A 17,740-nucleotide genomic window follows, 5' to 3' on the forward strand; every position below is an offset into this window, starting at 1 on the left:
AGCCGGGGTCGGGAGAGGGGAAACCCGCTCACCGTTGAAACCATGCCCGCGGTGAGGGACGCGCTTTCTCCTGCGCCGTCGCTCCCCTCTCCCGACCCCCTCCGGGGGCCACCCTCCCCCGCAGAGGGGAGAGGGAGAAGCGGTGCCGTGATCAACGGGCCACACAAGACCTCAGCCAGCCCCCAGAACGCCATGGCCGACACCCCCACACTCACCCTTTCCCAGGCCGAGGCGCTGGTCGCCGACGCCCTCGTCCGGGCGGACACCGCGCCGGGCAACGCCCGGCACGTCGCCAGGGCCCTCGTCCGGGCCGAGGCGGACGGGTTGAAGGGCCACGGCCTGTCGCGGGTGCCGAGTTATGCGGCCCAGGCGAGGGCCGGCAAGGTCGATGGCCACGCCGTGCCCGTCCTCACCCGGCCCCGCCCGGCGGTGGCGGCCATCGACGCCGCCCACGGCTTCGCCTACCCGGCCCTGGCGCTCGCCCTCGACGCGCTGCCCGCCCTGGCGCGGGAAAGCGGCCTCGCCGCCGCCGCCCTCCGGCGCTCGCACCATTGCGGCGCGGCGGGGCTGGTCGTGGAGGATCTGGCGGCCCAGGGCCTCGTCGCCCTGCTCTTCGCCAACACGCCCGCGGCCATCGCCCCGTGGCACGGGCAGCGGGCCGTGTTCGGCACCAACCCCATCGCCTTCGCCTGCCCCCTGCCGGGGCGGGAACCGATCGTGGTCGACCTGTCCCTGTCGAAGGTGGCGCGGGGCAACATCGTCTCGGCCAAGCAGCGCGGCGAGCCGATCCCCGAGGGTTGGGCCGTCGATGCGCAGGGCCGCCCGACCACCGACGCCGCGGCCGCACTCGCGGGCACCATGCTGCCCCTCGGCGACGCCAAGGGCACGGCGCTCGCCCTGATGGTGGAGTTGCTGGCCGCCGGCCTGACGGGGGCGACCTTCGCGGCCGACGCCTCCTCCTTCCTCGACGACAAGGGCGGACCGCCCGGCACCGGCCAGCTCATCCTGGCCTTCGACCCGCAGGCGTTCGGGGACGGGGCGCTGGACCGCTTTGCGATGCTCGCCGCCGCCATCGAGGACCAGCCCGGCGCCCGCCTGCCCGGCCAGCGCCGGCTCGGCCTTCGCCGCAAGGCCGAGCAGGACGGGCTTACGGTGGACGCCAAGCTCCTGGCCGAGATCGCCGCGATCTGAGCCCCCGCGTCGTCTTTGCGAGCGCAGCGAAGCAATCCAGGGGCGGCGGGCCGTTTCCGACCGTGACGTATCCCTGGATTGCTTCGCGTCGCTCGCAATGACGGGGTGGCAAATCTTTCCAAGAGGATCCCCCCATGCCGGATATCGTCATCAGCGAGTTCATGGACGAGGACGCGATCCGCGAATCCCTGTCGGGCTTCGACCTGCATTACGATCCGACCCTGGTGGACCGGCCGGACGACCTCCGGGCGGCGCTCGCCGGGGCGCGGGGGCTGATCGTCCGCAACCGGACGCGGGTGGACGCCGCCCTCCTCGCCGCCGGGCCGGACCTGCGGGTCATCGGCCGCCTCGGCGTCGGCCTCGACAACATCGACCAGGACGCCTGCCGGGAGCGCGGCATCGCGGTGATCCCGGCCACGGGGGCCAACGACGTCTCGGTGGCCGAATACGTCGTCGCCACGGCGATGCTGCTGCTGCGCGGGGCCTACGGCGCCACGGCGGACGTCGCCGCCGGGACATGGCCCCGGGGCCGGCTGATGGGCCGGGAGATCTCCGGCAAGCGCCTCGGCCTCGTCGGCTACGGCTCCATCGCCCGGGAGACCGCCCGGCGGGCCGCGGCCCTCGGCATGGTGGTGAGCGCCCACGATCCGTTCCTGCCGGCCGGGGATCAGGCCTGGTCGCCGGCCTGGGGCCGGGTCGCGAGCCTGCCGCTCGACGACCTCGTCGCGGGGGCGGACGTGCTGTCGCTCCATGTCCCGCTCACCGACGCGACCCGCGGCCTCATCGATGCCGCCCGGATCGCCCGGCTGCCGAAGGGCGCGATCCTCATCAACGCGGCCCGCGGCGGCGTGGTGGACGAGGCCGCCGTCGCCCAGGCCCTGCGGGACGGCCACCTCGGCGGCGCCGCCCTCGACGTGTTCGACAGGGAGCCCCTTCCGGCAGACGCCGGGGCGGTCTTCGCCGGCTGCCCGAACCTGATCCTCACCCCGCACATCGCCGGGGTGACGGTGGAGTCGAACGTGCGGGTCTCGCAGATGATCGCGCGGGCGGTGGCGGGGGCGCTGTAGGGAGAGGACGTCACCCTCCCGCCGCCAGCTTCATACCGGGGTGAGGCCCCGAAGGGTGCCGGCGACAGCCGGAGCGCAACGTCCGTGGGTCGAGCGCGGGTTCCCCCTCTCCCCGCCTGCGGGGAGAGGCCCGATTGCACCCTGTCGTGCAATCAGGAAGCGGAGGCGAAGCCGTAGCGGCGGTGAGGGGGCGCTCAGGATAGGACGCCTCCGGGTAGCCCCCTCACCCCCGGCTGCCGCCCTGCTTCGCCCCCGACGAGGGGGGCAAGACAAGCCGCCCAGACTTCGCCCGCTGAGGTGAGCCCCCTCACGCCGCCTCGTGAGCCTCCCGCCCGCCGAACCGGGCGTAACGCAGGGCGAGGATCGGCAGGATCAGCAGGTTCAGCACCGTCGAGGTGACGAGGCCGCCGAGGATCACGGCGGCCATCGGGCCCTCGATCTCCCGGCCGGGCTCGCCCGCGCCCAGCGCCAGGGGCAGCAGGCCGAGGCCGGTGACGAGGGAGGTCATGAGGATCGGCACCATCCGGTCGGCGGCGCCCTCGAAGGCCGTGGCCGCGTCCCAGGCCCGGCCGTCGCGGGCGACCATCTGCTCGTAATGGGCGATCATCATCACGCTGTTGCGGAGCGAGATGCCCGACAGGGTGACGAAGCCGACGATGGAGCCCAGCGACAGCGTGCCCCCCGTCAGCACCGCCGCCCCCACGCCGCCGACGAAGGCGAAGGGGAGGTTCGCCAAAACGAGCACGAGGTTCGCCCCCGATCCGGTGACGATGGCGAGCAGCACGAGGATGCCGAAGCCGGCGAGCGCCGTGTGGACCAGCAGGTCCCGCCGGGCCCGCGCCTGCGCCTCGGCGGCGCCGGCATAGGTGACGTAGACGCCCGCCGGCAGGCGCACCTCCTTGGCGATCTTGCGCTTGGCCGCGGCGACGAAGCCCGCCACGTCGCGGCCCACCACGTTGGCGGTCACCGCCTGGACCCGCTGCGCCCCCTGGTGCTGCACCTGATAGCGGCCGGTGCCCTCGTAGACGTCGGCCACCTGGGACAGGCGCAGGTAGCGCCCCCCCGGCGTGCGCAGCGGCAGGTCGCCGATGGCGCTGAGCCGCTCCCGCGTCCGCCCGTCGAGGATGACGACGACGTTGAAGACCGCGTTGCCCCGGTAGGTCTGGCCCACCGTGTCGCCCTGGTAGGCGGTGCGGACCGCCTCCAGCACCTCGACGGCGTCGAGGCCCCAGTGGCGCATGTCCACGGAGCGCAGGGCCACCGTCACCTGCGGCAGGCCGGCGGGGGCCGCCTGCTGCACGTCCCGCGCCCCCCGCACCTCGGCGAGCTCCCGGGCGACGGCCCGGGCGGCGGCCTCGATCCGGTCGAGGTCGTTGCCGACCACGTTGACCACCACCGGGGCGGTGAAGCCGGAGATCACCTCCTCGATCCGCTCCGTCAGAAAGGACTTCAGCGAGAAGGCGGGCCCCGGAAACCCGGCGATTAGGTCGCGGATCCGCCCCTCGATGGTCCGCTGGGCGGCCCCGTCGAGGCCGGGTGCGAGGTCGATGTGGATCTCGCTGTAATGGGGCCCGGCGGTGTCCTCCCCGGCCTCGGCCCGGCCGATCTGCGAGGCGACCGCCCGCACGCCGGGAATGGCCTTCAGCTCGGCGGTGATGAGCGTGCCGAGCCGCTGCGATTCCGTGAGCGACGTGCCGGGGGCGGCCACCATGTGCAGGATCAGGTGCCCCTCCCGCAGGTCGGGCAGGAAGGACAGGCCGAGCGTCGGGACGAGGGCCGCCCCGGCCAGCGTCGCCAGGAGCCCGGCGGCCATCACCGTGCGCGGCGCCCGCCCGGCCCGCCGCAGCAGCCCGAGATAGAACGCCCGGCTCCAGCGCACCGCCGGCGGATCGGCGACCGGGCCCCCGTCCCGCCCGCGCCGGCCCAGGAGGAGCAGGGACAGGGCCGGCGTCACCGTCAGCGCCACGAGGAGCGAGGCCACGACGGCGGCGACGTAGGCCAGGGCCAGCGGCCCGAACAGCCGCCCCGCCACGCCGGTCAGCGCCAGGACCGGCAGGAACATCAGCAGCACGGCCAGCGTCGCGTAGGCGACGGAGCTGCGCACTTCGAGGATCGCGTCCAGCACCAGCCGCGCCCGGCGGCCCGGATTGGTCCGCCCGGCCCCGCGCAGGCGGCGGGTGACGTTCTCGACGCCGATCACCGCGTCGTCCACCACCTCGCCGATGGCGAGCGCGAGGCCCCCCAGCGTCATGGTGTTCAGGCTCTCGCCCCAGGCCTGCAGCACCAGGGCCGCCGCGATCAGCGACAGGGGGATCGCCGCCGCGCTGATGAGGGCCGTGCGCCAATCCGCCAGGAAGACGAGGAGCACGATCACCACCAGCACCCCGCCGATGGCCAGCGCCTGGAGGACGTTGCCGGTGGCGACGCCGACGAAGTCGGCGGGGCGGAACAGGTCCGGCCGCAGGCTCACGCCCTCGCGCTCCAGGGCCGGGCGCAGCTCGTCGAGGGCCGATTCCAGCCGGGCCGTGACGGCAAGGGTGTCGACGCCGACCTGGGCGCCGACCATCAGCAGCACGCCGGGCTTGCCGTCCACGAGGGCGGCGCTGATCGCCGGCTCCGGGGCGGCGGTGACGGTGGCGACATCCGCCAGGACCACGCTGGCGCCGCCCTCGTTGGCGAGGACCGTCCGCCCCAGCGCCTCCGGGGTGAGGGCCTGCCCCTCCGTGCGCAGGACGACCCGCTGGTTCGGGGTGTCCACGAAGCCGGCCCCGCGCACCCCCGTCGCCTTGCGGGCGGCGGCCAGCACGTCGTTGAGGCCGACTTGGAAGCGGATCAGGTCGTCGGGCCGCACCTTCACCTGGAGCGCGCGCACGGCACCGCCATAGACCGAGACCTGCGCGATGCCCGGCACCGCCTGGAGGCGCGGGCGCACGGTCCAGTCCGCCAGGGTGCGCAATTCCATGGCGTCCCGGCGCTCGGAGGTGAGGCCGACGAGGAGCACCGTCAGGGTCGATGAGGTGAGCGGCGTCATCGACGGCGCCGAGACCCCCTGCGGCAGGCGGCCCGGCAGGGCGGCGATGCGCTCGTTCACCCGCTGGCGCAGCTGATCGACGCCGCTCCCCGCCCGGAAGGTCGCCGTCACCACCGACAGGCCCTGGATCGAGGAGGAGCGCAGCGTCTCCAGCCCCGGCAGGCCCGCGACCGCCCCTTCCACGACCTGCGTGACCAGCACCTCGACCTGCTCCGGGTCGAGGCCCGGCGCCTCGGTCTGGATGGTGGCGGTGGGGGGCGTGAATTCGGGGAACACGTCATAGCGCGCCCCCGCCAGGGCGTAGAGCCCGAAGACGAGGAGGGCGCAGGCCAGCGCCAGCACCACCCGCGGCAACCGCACCGAGAACCGGACGAGGGCGGCCTGGAGCCCGGAGGCGCCCTCAGTCATCGTCGTCGCCGACGACGCGGATGCGGCTGCGCAGTTCCTCGGACAGGAGCGCCTGGGCGCCGGCGAGGACGATCTCGCTGCCGTCGGGCAGGTCCTCCTGCACGAAGCCGTCGGCGGACATCGGCGCGTCGGGCCTCACCGGGTGGCGGACGTAGCCGTCCTCGCCCATGCCCCGGTAGACCCAGGTGCCGCCCTCGGCGTGGACCACCGCGTCCTCCGGCACGAGGACGCCCGTCGCCGCGCGGCCGGTGGGGAGGAAGGCCATCACGCTCATGCCGGGCAGGAGGCCGCTGTCGCCGGCCACGAGGTAGTAGAAGCTCTGTCCCTGGATCCTTGGATCCGTGCGCGTGGCGGGGGAGACGAGGCGCAGGGGAACCCGCACGCTCTGCGGCGGCACCTCCGCGAAGGCGCCCTTCGGCGGATCGGCCAGGACCTCCCCCGGCGGCAGGGTGACCTGCATCAGGAAGTCGTCGCGCTCGATGAGCCGCGTCACCAGGGGGCCGCGCTCGATGATCGCCCTGCCGATGAGCGAGCCCCATTCCTGCCGGGCGGTGGCGGCCAGCGTGCGGACCTGCGATTCGGCCGCCGTCACCGCCGCCTGGTCGGTCAGCGCCGTGCCCTCGGCGGTCTCGATCTGCGCCGTGGCGATGGCCGCGGTGCCGAGGCTCTTGAGGCGCCGTGCGGCGCTCACCGACACCTCGGCGCGGGCGCGGGCGGTCTGGAGGGCGGCCACCGCCCCGGCGTAGCTGTTGGCCAGCTCGGTGACGCGGGCGAGGTCGAGGATGCTGCCGTAGCCGGTCGCCTCCTGCGGATGCGGCAGGGCCGGCAGCGCCTTGGTGACGAGGCCGATGCGGGCGCGCTCGGCCGCCGTCAGGCGCACCACCGTGCGCCCGTCCTCCACCGCCGTGCGCGGGGCGGGGAGCCGGGCCTCGGGGGCCGGCGCCCGGCCGGGCCACACCCCCGCCAGGACCTCGCGCAGGCCCGCGAGCGAGGCGGAGAGGCCGGCCTCCCGGGTCGCGGCCAGGGCACCGCCGACGAGGACGGCGAGCAGCGCTCCGGTGAGCAAGACCCTGCGCCCGTGGCCCACCGCGGCGCCCTCCCCCCATCACGATGATCCCAGGGCGGCGATTGCCGAATGATCCCGAGTTCATTGCCAGATACACCCAAGCACGGCCTGCGCAAAGCGGCGGCGGCGCGGTGCGCGATAACCGCGCGGGGGCGGGCCGGCCGAAACTTGGCCGGTCCCCCCCGAGTAGCCCTCGATGCGGGGTAGGCCCGCGGACGGCCCGGAAGCGACCCCACCATGCAGCACAAACCCCTCGCCGACCAGACGATCGTCGTCACCGGCGCCTCGTCCGGAATCGGGCTGGCCACCGCCCGGATGGCCGCCTCCCGCGGGGCGCGGGTCGTCCTCGCCGCCCGCAGCGGCGCGGCCCTCGACGCGATCGCCGCCGGGATCGTCCGCGACGGCGGGCGGGCCGTCGCCGTGGGGGCCGATGTCGGCGTGCGGGCGGAGGTGGAGGAGATCGCCGCCCGCGCCGTCGCGGAGTTCGGGGGCTTCGACACCTGGGTGAACGTGGCCGGGCTGACGATCTACGGTCGCCTGGACGAGGTCTCCCAGGAGGACCACGAGCGCCTGCTGCGCACGAACTTCTGGGGCACGGTGAACGGCTCGCTGGTGGCCGTGGAGGGGATGCGCCGCCGGGGCGGGGCGCTGATCAACGTCGGCTCCGTCGCCTCCGACCTCGCCTTCCCCTACCAGGGGATGTACTCGGCCTCGAAGCATGCGGTGAAGGGCTTCACCGACGCCCTGCGCATGGAGCTTCGCCTGGACGACGCGCCGATCTCGGTGACGCTGGTGAAGCCGACCTCCATCGACACGCCCCTCCCCCGCCGGGCGCGCAACTACATGGACCGGGAGCCGATGCTGCCGCCGCCGGTCTACCGGGCCGAGGAGGTGGCGCACGCGATCCTCCACGCCGCGGTGCACCCGCAGCGGGACATCGTGGTGGGTGGGGCCGGCAAGCTGTTCATCGCGGGCAAGGAGTTCGCACCCGGGGCCTACGACCACCTCGCCAGCCAGATCGTGGCCCTGCAGAAGCGGACCATGGAGCCCCGCCGCCCGGCCGGGGCGCTGCACGCGCCGCAGGAGGACGATACGGGGCACGTCCACGGCGACCAGCCGTTCCCGGTGATGCGCACCAGCGCCTACACCCGGGCGAGCCTGCACCCGCTGGCCACCGCCTCGGCGGTGGTCGGCCTCGGGCTCGCCGCGGCCACCTTCCTCCGGCCCCGCCGCGGGGGGAAGTCCTGAGGGTGGACGCGCTGGCGGGGCGGACGGAGCGCGGGATCGCGCCCCCTACCGCGCCGCCGACCGGTGCCCCTGCCCCTCCCGCTGGCGCAACTGCGTGAGGGCCACCTCGCAGGCGTTGGTGACGTGGAGGTTGGCCAGCGCCTCCGCCCCGGCGCCGTCGCGGCGCCGGAACGCCTCGGTGAGTCCGTCGATCTCGGCGAGGCTCAGTGGCAGGCGGTCGGGGTGCATCAGCGAGGTGGCGCGCAGCAGGTTGATCCGCGAGTGCATCCCCCGGAGGATCTCCCAGACGAGGTCGTTGCCGCACTGGCCGAGCATCACATCGTAGAGCCGGCTCTTGGCCTGGAGGACCCGCTCCGTCTCGCCGGTCGCGGCGGCCTCGCGCAGGGACCGGGCGGCCTGGGCGAAATCCTCCACCGCCGCGTCGCTCGCCTTGCCCGCGAACTCCCGGGCGGCGTAGCCCTCCAGCACGGCGCGCAGGGCGTAGAGCTGGCGGGCCTCCTCCACCGAGATCGCCGCCACAACCGGCCCCCGGTGCGGGACGATCTGGACGAGCTTCTCCGCCTCGAGCCGCCGCAGGGCCTCCCGCACCGAGGCGCGGCTGACGCCGAGCCCCTCGCACAACTCGCGCTCGATCAGCCGCTCGCCCGGGGCGTAGACCCCCGAGGTGATGGCCTGACGCACGGCGTCTTCGACCTTCTGGCGCAGCGTGTCCGGCTGGATGAGGCTGATCTTGGCCATGGCGATCGGTGCGGGACGGGGTGAGGTCAGCGTTGGCATAGCTCCCGGCGCTGCGGCAAGGGCCGCAGCCGGGGGCCCGCCACGGCTCCGGGGGGGACGGCCGGCCCGACCGCCCGGACGCGCCCCGCATCCTGAAAGTCCGACCGACGAGGCGTTGTCAGCCCCGCGAGCGCGGACCTCGGAGACCTCGCCGGCGGGACCCTCAGGATGGGGACGCGGGCGCGGCGCCGCCCCGGCGGGCCAGCTCGTCGCGCAGGATCGGCGCGGCCATCTCGGCCCCGTGCATCCCGATAAGGCTGACGATCTCCAGGACCTCCATCAGCTCCTCCTTCGTCGCCCCGTAACGGACGGCGTTCTGCATGTGGAGCTTCAAGCCGGGCACGTAGAGATGCGTCGCCGCCGCGTCGAAGGCGCAGTAGACGAACTCCTTCATCTTCGGCTCCAGCACCCCGTGCCGCCAGGGATAGGCCGAGAAGTCGAGATAGCCCTCGAACAGGTCGGGATCGAGCTCGAGGAACCCGTCCCAGAAGCTGTGCCAGTAGCCCCGGTCGCGGGTGAAATCGGCCTTCAGTTTCTCCTGGCGCTCGGTGAGCGGGGCGGGTCCGGTGCGCTGGCCGCTCTCGTCCAGCACCTCCAGCAGCAGCGGCACGCCGATGTTGCAGGCATGGATGCCGAGGGTCGCCGTCAGCGCGATCACCTCCATCACCTCGTCCGCCGTGGCGCCCGCCGCGAGGGCGTTGCGCACCTGCCGGCGGATGCCCGGCGCGTAGAGGTGGGTCGCGGCGGCGGAGGCCGCGAGGCCGACGAGGGCCCGGCCCTTGTCGCCGAGGTGGTTGCCGCGCACCGGCACGCCCGCCATCCGGTGCCACGCGGCGAGGAAGCCCGGCGACAGGGCGGCCAGGGCCTCCTGGCCCTCCTCCCAGTAGCCGTGCTGCGATTCCACCTCCCGGTGCAGGTCCGCGCTCATGCCGTGGCGCTCCGGTAGGCATCCTCGGTGACGGCGTCCTGCCAGGTCGTGCCGCCGACGGAGATGGCGGTGTGCAGGAGGAAGCTGTCGGCCGCCGCCCCGTGCCAATGGCGCTCGTCCGCCGGGATCCACACCGTGTCGCCGGGGCGGATCGCCTGGGCCGCCTGCCCCTCGACGCAGACCCAGCCCTTGCCGGCCTTCACCTGGAGGACCTGCCCCTGGCCGTGGGTGTGCCAGTGGGTGCGGGCGCCGGGGGTGAAGAACACCTCGTTGACCATCACCCCGCCGCTGGCGGGCATGACCGGATCGGCCCAGACCTGGCCGGTGAAGGTCGGCCCCCGGCTCTCGGAGGGCTTGTCGGCGGCGCGGCCGTGGAAGATCTGCATGGTGTCTATCCTTCGTGGAGGCGGATGCCGCCGGAGATGTCGCCGATGGCATCGACGACGCGGTTCGAGATGACGTCGCCGTAGCCGAGTGCCGTGGCGAGGCCGAAGCTCGCGAGGGGGCCCGAGGCGTTCAGGGAGGCGACCCCGAGTTCGTGCAGGAGGTCGGCGTAGAGCACGACGTCCTTGGTCATCAGCCGGCCGGTGAGGCCGCCCTCCAGGTAGTCGCCCTCCACGATCCGCGGGAAGCGGTTGAGGGTGGCGAAGTTGACCCCGCTCGACGCGTTGAGCACGTCGAGGAGCCGGTGCAGGTCGAGGCCCGCCTTCTTGCCCGCCACCATCACCTCGGCCGTGGCCGCGAGGCTGACCGCGTTGAGGAAGTTGTTCAGGAGCTTGGCCGTGTGGCCGGCGCCGCTGCCGCCCATGGCCACCACCTTGGCGGCGAAGGGCGCGAAGACCGGGGCGAGCCGGGCCAGCGCCGCGGCCTCGCCGCCGACCATCAGGGTCAGGCTGCCCTTCTCCGCCGCGGCGGCCCCGCCGGAGATGCCGGCATCGACATACGCCACGCCCCGCCCGGCGAGCAGGCCCGCGAGCCGCCTCGTCGAACTCGCCGCGGCCGTGCTGAGGTCGGCCACGACCTGCCCCTCCCGGCAGGCGGAGAGGACGCCGCCCTCCCCCGCCACCACCGCCTCGACCACCCGGCTGTCGGGCAGGGACATCAGGACGATGTCCGCCCCCCGCACCACCTCCGCCACCGAGGCCGCCGCCGCCGCGCCGCACCGGGCGGCCGCGGCGGGATCCGCATCGTAGCCCGTCACCGGGATCCCGGCCCCGACGAGGCGGCGCGTCATGCGCCCGCCCATGTTGCCGAGGCCGATGAAGCCGACCCGTTCCTCGCCCATCCGGATGCTCCTTCTCGCGAAAGCCGTCAGTGCGCCGGGCCGAAATCCACGTCCCGGGTCTCGGGCCCGATCAGGGCGCCGACCATGCCCACGAGGCCGCCGATCGCCATCAGCACCACGGGGGTCAGGGCCAGGGGCATGAGGGCGCTCAGCCAGTCCATGTAGAAGGCGTAGAAGGATGGGATCACCACCGACAGGCTGAAGCCGATGCCGAAGCCCGTCGCCCGCACGTCGGTGGCGAAGCGCTCGTTGATGTAGGTGACGATGACGCCCCAGGGCGAGGTGACGATCACCGCCAGCAGCGTCACTAGCAGCGCCCGGGGGCCGAAGGCGAGGTCGGGCGTGACGGTCAGCGTGTAGAGGATGCCCGCGCCGAGGGTGGCGATCACCGGGCCGACGATCACGAAGAAGCGCCGCCGCCCGATCGCCTGCCCGAGCAGGCCCGCGCCGATATAGCTGACGAACAGCACCGTGTAGCAGATCATCAGCGTCGCGGTCAGCGCGATGCCGCTGAGGTGCAGGGTCTTCACCAGCAACCCGGTCGGCATGTAGATCGTGATGATGTTCTGCGTCGTCCAGAAACCGGTCATCAGCAGCAGGACCTGGAGCAGGTCGCGCCCGCCCTGGCCCGAGAGCAGGCTCGACAGGGGCAGCGTCGCGGCCTGGGCGGCGCCGTCCCTGGTCTTCGTCTTCCAGACCTCGGATTCCGAGACCTTGTGGATGTAGTAGAGGGCCAGCAGCCCGGCGAGCGCGGCGCCGACAATGAACGGGATGCGCCAGCCCCAGACCGTGTAGGGCGAGCCCGGCCCGGCCAGGGGGAACAGGGTGAACATCAGCATCGTGATGAGGTTGATGCTGACATAGGCGGCGGGGAATCCGGCGAGGATCAGCCCGCCGACGAAGCCGCGCCGCTCCTTCTGCGAATACTCGATGGCGAGGGGGATCGCCCCGGTATAGCCGCCGCCGAGGAAGATCCCGTCGAGGAAGCGCAGCAGGACCAGCAGCAGGTAGGAGGCGAGGCCCAGGGTCTCGTAGGTCGGCAGCAGGCCGATCAGCAGGGTGACGATTCCGAAGCCGACCACCGAGTAGATCGAGGCCGCCCGCCGCCCGACCCTGTCGGCCACGATCCCGAAGATCAGCGCCCCCACCGGGCGCCCGAGCAGGGTGGTGATGAAGACGAGGGAGGCCAGCACCGTCTCGGCCTGGGGCGACAGGCCCTTCGGCTGGAACAGGAACATCACCGGGGCCAGCGCGACGACCGGCAGGTAGATGTCGAACATGTCGATGTATTCGGAGAAGAACGCGCCGCGGATCGCGCTGCGGCGCTTCTCGTCGTGGTCTTGCGGAAGCGCGGGGGCGTGCGCCCCACCCTCCCGCAGGGCTCCTGCGGCTGTCGTCGTCATGGCGTTCCTCCCGAGGGACGGTGGGGGCGTCGCGGGGGGCCTCTGGCGGGCCCCTCCGCGACCTGTCCGAAACCTGCGCCGGTTCAGCCGGCCGGGTGCTCCTTCTCCCAGTCGGCGACGGCGGCCGAGGCGGTGCGGAAGGCGGCCAGCGCCGCCGGAGCGCCGCAATAGACCAGCGCCTGCAGCAGCACGGCCTGGATCTCGTCCTTGCTCACCCCGTTGGTGAGGGCGCCCTTCACGTGGACGGCCAGCTCGTGCTGCTGGTTGAGGGCGGTCAGCATGGCGATGTTGAGCATGCTGCGGGTCTTGAACGGCAGGCGCGCATCGCCCCAGACCTCGCCCCAGCAATATTCGGTGACGAGGCGCTGCACCGGACGGTTGAATGCGTCGGCGTTGGCCCAGGATTTCTCGACATGGGCCGCGCCGAGCACCGCCTTGCGGTTCTCGAAGCCGGCGTCGAACATGGGGTTCTCGTCACTCATCGGATCACTCCTCATCCGCCAGGAAGCGGTACATCTCGGTGTGGTCGGAGGTCGGCCCGGCCTCCTGCGCGACCGCGTGCCAGAGGGCGATGCCGTGCCGGCCGAAGGCCAGCGGGTAGCCGACGGACTGCGCCAGCGCCCCGGCGATGCCGAGGTCCTTGTCCATCAGCTTCAGGGAGAAGCCGGAGGCGTAGCTGCCGCTCAGCATGAACGGCTTCACCTTGTTCTCGGAGGTGTTGCTGCGCCCGGTGGAGGCGTTGAGCACGTCGGTCATCACCTCCGGGTCGATGCCGAAGCGCCGGGCCACGTGCAGCGCCTCGACGGTGGCGATGAGCCCGGCGGCGGAGACGAAGTTGTTCAGCGCCTTGGCCGCGTGCCCGGCCCCGGCCGCGCCGATATGCAGGACCGAGCGGCCCATCGCCTCCAGCACCGGGCGGTGGCGGGCGAGCAGCGCCGCCTCGCCGCCGACGAGGATGGCGAGGGACCCGTCGACGGCCCGCTTCACCCCGCCCGAGACCGGCGCGTCGAGGTAGCCGAGCCCCTTGGCCGCGAGGGTCTCGCCCAGCTCCCGGGAGCGCACCGGCTCGGAGGAGCTCATGTCGATCACCGTGGCGCCCGCGGGCAGGGCGTCGGCGAGGCCCTTGCCCAGCAGCACCTCCTCCACCACGGCCGAGTTCGGCAGCATGGTGATCACCACGTCGAGCTGCCGGGCCCTCTCGTGCGTGAGCGGGTCGGCCCGGAGCTCCCCGCACAGGGCGCGGGTCCGCTCCGGGTCGGCGTCGTCCAGGGCGAGGGCGTGGCCCGCCTGCCCGAGCCGCCGGGCCATGGGCGCGCCCATCATGCCGAGCCCGATGAAGCCGATGCGTGTCTGAGCCATTCCCTCGTCCTCTTTCCAACACCCCTCGCCCACACCGCTCACCAGCGCGCGCCGGACGAGTTCCCGAGCCGCCGCCGCCCAAGGCCCGCCCCCACCCCCATCCCGGGGTGCCCCCGCGGGGCGGCTAGCGCAGGGCGGAGAAATCCGTCGGGGCGAGGAAGCTGTTCTCGATCCGCACCACGATGGGGCGGTCCTTCTCGGTCTCGGCCCGCTTGGCGATCCATTCGGGGTCGGCCTGGAAGGCGTTCCAGCGGGCCTCGCGCTGGGCCATGTCGTCCCATTTGAGGAGGTAGGTCAGGGCGTGGTTGTCGGGCCCCACGAGGGTGGTCCAGAAGCCGACCTGCTCGATGTCGTACTTCCGGAAGAAGTCGAGCGTCGTGGTGCGGAACCGGTCCAGCAGGGCCGGAAGGCGGGTCGGGGCACAGTAATAGACGCGCATTTCGACGATCATCGCATGTCCTCTCAGATGACGGGCTGGCCCCGGGGCGGCAGATCGACCCGCACGATCCAGCCTTCGGTGCCGGGCTCGGCGGGCGGGTAGAGGGACAGGACCTGCGGGTCGTGCCCCGGAACGATGTGGGCGTCCGACTCGGCCAGCCGCCGCACGGTGGCGTAGCCCTCGAACATGTCGCCGACATTGTAGACGATCGGGTAGGCGAGCCCCCGGTGCAGGTTGGCGAAGTAATGCGCGGCGTCCGAGGCCAGCACGACCCAGCCGCGCCGCGTCCGCACGCGCAGGATCTGCAACCCGTCCGAATGGCCGCCGACCCGGTGCAGGGTGATGCCGTCGGCCAGGCTGTCCTCGGGGTCGCGGAAGCGCAGCCGGTCCTCGAACAGCCGGTCCACCATCGCCTTCACGTCCTCGGCGGCGAAGGCGTGGCGCAGGCCCTGGTGGCACATGCACCGGCCGGTGCAGAAGGCCATCTCCCGCTCCTGCACATGGTAGCGGGCCCGCGGGAACAGCGCGGCGTTGCCCGCGTGGTCGTAGTGCATGTGGGTGACGACGACGTCGGCGACCTCGGCGGCGGCGATGCCGATCCGCGCCAGCCCCTCCTCCACCGGGTGGACGATGGTCCGCCCGCGGGTCTGCGCCATGGCCCGGTCGAAGCCGGTATCCACGAGGACCGTGCGCTGGGCGTTGCGGACCACCCAGACGAAGTAGTCCATCGGCATCGGCCCGTCGTGGATGTCGCCGCCGATGAAGTTCTCCCGCGCCATCCGCGCATGCTGCGCGTATTTGATCGCGTAGATCTCGTAGACCGCGCCTTCCATGCGGGCGACCTCGCTCCCTCGACGATCGATCGTGTCGACCTGCCGTTCCGCGGATCTTCGCCCGCCGATTCCCTGTAGATTATCGTATTGTCGGACAATGCGTCAATCGCCGGCACGCGCCGTCGGCGCGCGCGGCGACCCCGCCCGGGAGGCGGGGGGCCTTACGCGGCGAGGTCGTGCCGGGCCGCCGCCTCCGGGTCCGGGTGGGTGTGGCGGACGAAGGCGGCGATCTCGCTGGGGCGGCCGAGGAAGTATCCCTGCGCCGCGGCGCAGTCCTCGCCGACGAGGAAGCCCAGTTCCTCGGCCGTCTCGACCCCCTCGGCCAGGACGGACATCCCGAGGCCGCGCCCCAGCCCGAGGACCGAGCGGACGATGGCCGCCGTCTGCGCGTTCGAATCGACCTTGCGGATGAACGAGCTGTCGATCTTGATCTTGTCGAAGGGATAGGCCCGGAGGTTCGAGAGCGACGAGTAGCCCGTGCCGAAATCGTCCATGGCGATGCGCACCCCGAGCGCCTTGAGCTGGCGCAGGGTCGCCTGGGCGCGGGCCGGCTCGCGGATCAGCGCCGTCTCGGTGACCTCGATCTCCAGCCGCTCCGGCCGCAGGCCCGTCTCGCGCAGCACCTCCTGGACGAGGGGCACGAGGTTCGGCGCGTGGATCTGCACGCCCGACACGTTCACCGCCACCGACAGGGGGTTGGTCCAGCGCGCCGCCTCGCGGCAGGCCTCGCGCAGCACCCACTCGCCGAGCGGCAGGATGACGCCGCTCTCCTCCGCGATGGGGATGAACGCCGCGGGCGAGACCGCCCCCCGCGTGGGATGACTCCAGCGGAGCAGGACCTCGAACCCGACCACCGCGCCGGTCGCGACATCCGCCTGCGGCTGGTAGACGAGGTGCATCTCGCCCCGGGCCACGGCGCCGCGCAGGTCGTGCTCCAGGTGCCGGCGGTCGCGGACCTGCGCGCCCATGGTCGATTCGAAGAACCGGTAGGTGCCCCTGCCCTCGGCCTTCGCCCGGTAGAGGGCGGTGTCGGCGGAGCTGAGCAGGAGCGCGCGCTCGTCGGCGTTGTCGGGATAGACCGCGATGCCGAGGCTCGCGGCGATCGTCGGCCCGGCCATGTCCGAATTCTGGCCGCGCAGGGCCTCCAGCACCTCCTCGGCGAGCTTGCCCGCCGAGACCGCGTGGTCGCACGGCATCAGGATGGCGAACTCGTCGCCCCCGAGCCGGGCCATCAGCTGGTCGTCGTCCAGGAGTTCGGTGACGGTCCGGGCCACGGTGACGAGGAGCGCATCGCCCGCCGCGTGGCCGAACAGGTCGTTGACCTCCTTGAACCGGTCGAGGTCGAGGCAGAGCACGGCGAGCTTGCGGCCGGTCGCCGCCGCGAGCTTCATCTCCCGCTCCAGGCGCAGGGTGAAACTCGCCCGGTTGGCGAGGCCGGTCAGGGCGTCGTGGTGGGCGAGGAACTGGATCTGCCCCTCGGCCTGCCGCCGGGCGCGTAGGTCGCGCACCGCCACGGCGTAGTGGGGCTGGTCGCCGTAGGTGACGGGGCGGACGATCAGCTCCACGGGGATCGCCTCCCCCGCGGCGCCGACGAGCGAGGCCTCGATGGGCTGGTCCGGCGGCCCGGCGAGGGCGAGGGGCGTCGCCGTCACCGGCAGGAAGCGCGACAGGCAGACGCCGCCGAGATCCCCGGCGGGGAGGCCGACGAGGGCGCCGAAGCTGTCGTTGCCGTTGACGATGGTCGTCCCCCGGCACACCAGCAGCCCCTCCACCGCCGCGTTGGCGAGGCTGTGCAGCCGCTCCCGCGCCAGGGCCCCCTGGCGGCGCTCGCGCAGGTCGAGGAGGAGCGCCGCCACGGCCATCAGCAGGATCGCGACGCTCGCGAGCGCCACGCCGACGCCGAGCCAGCGGGCCGGCAGGGCGCTGTCGGCGATGGCGACGCCCGGGTCCGGCAGGATGGTGACCGCGCCCATGGCCGTGAAGTGGTGCCCGCAGATCGCCAGGAGGATCAGCAGCGCCCCCGCGATCCGCCACCGCAGCCCCTCGCGGGCGAGCCCGACCTTGAGCCCGGCGCCGCCGAAGACGCCCCCGAGGATCAGCGAGGCGGCGACGAGGCCGGGATCCCACCGGATGTGCCCCGGCACCTCGAAGGCGGCCATGCCGGTGTAGTGCATCGCCGCGATGCCGCCCCCCAGGATCACGCCGCCGAGGACGGGGGCGAGGCCCAGGGCCCTCCACAGGGCGACGGCGAGGCCGACGCCGGTGATGACGATGGCGTAGGCGAGCGACAGCACGGTCAGCCCCACGGCGTAGCCCGTGGGCAGGCTCGGCTCGAAGGCGAGCATGGCGATGAAGTGCGTCGCCCAGATGCCCGACCCGCCCGCGACGGCCGCGACCCCGAGCCACGCGGCCTGCCACCCCCCCGTGAGGCGGCGGGCATGGTGCAGCAGGGCGATGCAGGCGGCCGAGGCGAGCGAACAGATGAGCGCCGCCAACCCGACCAGCCACAGGTCATGCTCGCCGATGAAACAGCCCAGAACCGTCAGCATGCATCAACCAGTAGTTGCATCATCACCCCCAAGGGCAATATGCAATGGCTAAGCTTAACTTCCTCTTGTGTTCCTGCTTTGCTCGACCATTCGTGATTGAATTTCCGCTCGGTCACGCTGTCGCGATGCATCCGGAGCGGGCCGGTTGAGCTTCGC

Annotated in this window: 15 protein-coding genes; 3 read left to right on the forward strand and 12 right to left on the reverse strand. The window is 73.1% G+C overall.

Features of this window, described 5'->3' with window-relative positions; genetic code table 11:
* Window positions 1-192: 192 nt before the first annotated feature.
* Both MKK53_RS13550 and MKK53_RS13555 read left to right on the forward strand, forming a co-directional pair.
* Window positions 193-1,191 (forward strand): Ldh family oxidoreductase, encoded by a 999-nt coding sequence (locus tag MKK53_RS13550; RefSeq protein ID WP_243929312.1) that lies wholly within the window; start codon window positions 193-195, stop codon window positions 1,189-1,191.
* 134 nt (window positions 1,192-1,325) lie between these two features.
* Window positions 1,326-2,258, forward strand: a complete 933-nt coding sequence (locus MKK53_RS13555; protein ID WP_243929232.1) for a hydroxyacid dehydrogenase — start codon at window positions 1,326-1,328, stop codon at window positions 2,256-2,258.
* Window positions 2,259-2,565: 307 nt separating this feature from the next.
* Here the strand turns inward: MKK53_RS13555 and MKK53_RS13560 are convergent, their stop codons facing one another.
* Window positions 2,566-5,697, reverse strand: a complete 3,132-nt coding sequence (locus MKK53_RS13560; protein WP_243929233.1) for an efflux RND transporter permease subunit — start codon at window positions 5,695-5,697, stop codon at window positions 2,566-2,568.
* Window positions 5,690-6,784 (reverse strand): efflux RND transporter periplasmic adaptor subunit, encoded by a 1,095-nt coding sequence (locus MKK53_RS13565; RefSeq protein ID WP_243929234.1) that lies wholly within the window; start codon window positions 6,782-6,784, stop codon window positions 5,690-5,692. Before MKK53_RS13565 ends, MKK53_RS13560 begins: the two co-directional genes overlap by 8 nt.
* Before the next feature lie 216 nt (window positions 6,785-7,000).
* Here MKK53_RS13565 and MKK53_RS13570 point away from each other — a divergent pair, with 216 nt between their 5' ends.
* A complete protein-coding gene (locus tag MKK53_RS13570) occupies window positions 7,001-8,011 on the forward strand; it encodes an SDR family oxidoreductase (protein WP_243929235.1) in 1,011 nt (336 codons plus the stop codon).
* Between the two features lie 45 nt (window positions 8,012-8,056).
* On the opposite strand, the gene MKK53_RS13575 is transcribed toward MKK53_RS13570, so the two are convergent.
* The 10 genes from MKK53_RS13575 to MKK53_RS13620 form a co-directional block, all read right to left on the reverse strand.
* A complete protein-coding gene (locus tag MKK53_RS13575; protein WP_243929236.1) occupies window positions 8,057-8,749 on the reverse strand; it encodes a GntR family transcriptional regulator in 693 nt (230 codons plus the stop codon).
* 202 nt (window positions 8,750-8,951) lie between these two features.
* Window positions 8,952-9,716 (reverse strand): carboxymuconolactone decarboxylase family protein, encoded by a 765-nt coding sequence (locus tag MKK53_RS13580; protein ID WP_243929237.1) that lies wholly within the window; start codon window positions 9,714-9,716, stop codon window positions 8,952-8,954.
* Window positions 9,713-10,102 carry a cupin domain-containing protein gene (locus tag MKK53_RS13585; RefSeq protein WP_243929238.1) on the reverse strand — a complete coding sequence of 130 codons (390 nt, stop codon included), beginning with the start codon at window positions 10,100-10,102 and terminating at the stop codon, window positions 9,713-9,715. Before MKK53_RS13585 ends, MKK53_RS13580 begins: the two co-directional genes overlap by 4 nt.
* Window positions 10,103-10,107: 5 nt before the next feature.
* A complete protein-coding gene (locus MKK53_RS13590; protein ID WP_243929239.1) occupies window positions 10,108-11,001 on the reverse strand; it encodes an NAD(P)-dependent oxidoreductase in 894 nt (297 codons plus the stop codon).
* 26 nt (window positions 11,002-11,027) lie between these two features.
* Window positions 11,028-12,404: an MFS transporter gene (locus tag MKK53_RS13595; protein WP_243929240.1), complete on the reverse strand. Its 1,377-nt coding sequence runs from the start codon at window positions 12,402-12,404 to the stop codon at window positions 11,028-11,030.
* 83 nt (window positions 12,405-12,487) lie between these two features.
* Window positions 12,488-12,886: a carboxymuconolactone decarboxylase family protein gene (locus MKK53_RS13600; protein WP_243929241.1), complete on the reverse strand. Its 399-nt coding sequence runs from the start codon at window positions 12,884-12,886 to the stop codon at window positions 12,488-12,490.
* 4 nt (window positions 12,887-12,890) lie between these two features.
* A complete protein-coding gene (locus tag MKK53_RS13605) occupies window positions 12,891-13,763 on the reverse strand; it encodes an NAD(P)-dependent oxidoreductase (RefSeq protein ID WP_243929242.1) in 873 nt (290 codons plus the stop codon).
* A 124-nt stretch (window positions 13,764-13,887) separates the two neighbouring features.
* On the reverse strand, window positions 13,888-14,214 hold the full coding sequence (locus tag MKK53_RS13610) for an NIPSNAP family protein (RefSeq protein WP_243929243.1): 327 nt from the start codon (window positions 14,212-14,214) through the stop codon (window positions 13,888-13,890).
* An 11-nt stretch (window positions 14,215-14,225) separates the two neighbouring features.
* On the reverse strand, window positions 14,226-15,035 hold the full coding sequence (locus tag MKK53_RS13615) for an N-acyl homoserine lactonase family protein (protein WP_243929244.1): 810 nt from the start codon (window positions 15,033-15,035) through the stop codon (window positions 14,226-14,228).
* A 161-nt stretch (window positions 15,036-15,196) separates the two neighbouring features.
* Window positions 15,197-17,584 carry a bifunctional diguanylate cyclase/phosphodiesterase gene (locus tag MKK53_RS13620; protein WP_243929245.1) on the reverse strand — a complete coding sequence of 796 codons (2,388 nt, stop codon included), beginning with the start codon at window positions 17,582-17,584 and terminating at the stop codon, window positions 15,197-15,199.
* Window positions 17,585-17,740 lie beyond the last annotated feature (156 nt).

This window comes from Methylobacterium sp. J-076, from assembly GCF_022829405.1.
In the GTDB taxonomy this organism is placed as follows: domain Bacteria; phylum Pseudomonadota; class Alphaproteobacteria; order Rhizobiales; family Beijerinckiaceae; genus Methylobacterium.

What these genes read in the sequence shown, in the direction of transcription:
- MKK53_RS13550 (WP_243929312.1), top strand. Translation starts at nt 193, where the DNA reads ATGGCCGACACCCCCACACTCACCCTTTCCCAGGCCGAGGCGCTGGTC.
- MKK53_RS13555 (WP_243929232.1), top strand. Translation starts at nt 1,326, where the DNA reads ATGCCGGATATCGTCATCAGCGAGTTCATGGACGAGGACGCGATCCGC.
- MKK53_RS13560 (WP_243929233.1), bottom strand. Translation starts at nt 5,697, where the DNA reads ATGACTGAGGGCGCCTCCGGGCTCCAGGCCGCCCTCGTCCGGTTCTCG.
- MKK53_RS13570 (WP_243929235.1), top strand. Translation starts at nt 7,001, where the DNA reads ATGCAGCACAAACCCCTCGCCGACCAGACGATCGTCGTCACCGGCGCC.
- MKK53_RS13575 (WP_243929236.1), bottom strand. Translation starts at nt 8,749, where the DNA reads ATGGCCAAGATCAGCCTCATCCAGCCGGACACGCTGCGCCAGAAGGTC.
- MKK53_RS13580 (WP_243929237.1), bottom strand. Translation starts at nt 9,716, where the DNA reads ATGAGCGCGGACCTGCACCGGGAGGTGGAATCGCAGCACGGCTACTGG.
- MKK53_RS13585 (WP_243929238.1), bottom strand. Translation starts at nt 10,102, where the DNA reads ATGCAGATCTTCCACGGCCGCGCCGCCGACAAGCCCTCCGAGAGCCGG.
- MKK53_RS13590 (WP_243929239.1), bottom strand. Translation starts at nt 11,001, where the DNA reads ATGGGCGAGGAACGGGTCGGCTTCATCGGCCTCGGCAACATGGGCGGG.
- MKK53_RS13595 (WP_243929240.1), bottom strand. Translation starts at nt 12,404, where the DNA reads ATGACGACGACAGCCGCAGGAGCCCTGCGGGAGGGTGGGGCGCACGCC.
- MKK53_RS13600 (WP_243929241.1), bottom strand. Translation starts at nt 12,886, where the DNA reads ATGAGTGACGAGAACCCCATGTTCGACGCCGGCTTCGAGAACCGCAAG.
- MKK53_RS13605 (WP_243929242.1), bottom strand. Translation starts at nt 13,763, where the DNA reads ATGGCTCAGACACGCATCGGCTTCATCGGGCTCGGCATGATGGGCGCG.
- MKK53_RS13610 (WP_243929243.1), bottom strand. Translation starts at nt 14,214, where the DNA reads ATGATCGTCGAAATGCGCGTCTATTACTGTGCCCCGACCCGCCTTCCG.
- MKK53_RS13615 (WP_243929244.1), bottom strand. Translation starts at nt 15,035, where the DNA reads ATGGAAGGCGCGGTCTACGAGATCTACGCGATCAAATACGCGCAGCAT.
- MKK53_RS13620 (WP_243929245.1), bottom strand. Translation starts at nt 17,584, where the DNA reads ATGCTGACGGTTCTGGGCTGTTTCATCGGCGAGCATGACCTGTGGCTG.